Annotated in this window: 1 protein-coding gene; it reads left to right on the forward strand. The window is 47.4% G+C overall.

The annotated features are described in order from the left end of the window. Positions 1-585, forward strand: a 585-nt coding sequence (locus R8O10_RS26445; RefSeq protein WP_318192128.1) for a hypothetical protein, incomplete at both ends; no start/stop codon positions are given.

The raw sequence follows: 585 nt of genomic DNA on the forward strand, positions 1-585 counted from the left end.
TGAGTACATTGAACTTACGCCAGTCAATGGCTCTGTTGTGTTGCACGGTTCGAATGTCATTCAATCATTCAATGGTGAGTTCGTTACGCTTGAGAACCTCTATTTTGTGCCTGACCGCCATTTTGCGACGGGCGATAGTGGCATAGATCCACGTATCCGAGTTGAGATCCTTAATAACGGTGTGTCTGACCACATCATCAATGGCAGGCTCAACATTCAAGTGGAAAGCGTTGCAGACATCGCGACTTGGACGGCAAACAGTACCTTTAACTACACGGTTGATGAAGATGGTAACAACGTTTCTCTGAACATCAGCGCGCAAACACAAGACAGCAGTAACCCAGAAAGCATCGTGTACGAACTTGTCTTTACCCAAGGTGAGGGCAACGCAACGCTAGTTTACTCAGATGGCAGTGCCATCGCGCAAACGGGTGGGGTATACCTTGTTGATGCAAGTCGAATTGGCGATGTTCAAGTCGATCCAATTGATAACTTCTCGGGTGAAATAAAAATTGATGTCACTGCGATCACCACGGAGAGCGTGAATCCACTGACAGGTAAAGAAACGGCTCGCTCAGAAACGGA

It is taken from the genome of Vibrio sp. 1727, assembly GCF_033344415.1.
Lineage (GTDB): Bacteria > Pseudomonadota > Gammaproteobacteria > Enterobacterales > Vibrionaceae > Vibrio > Vibrio alginolyticus.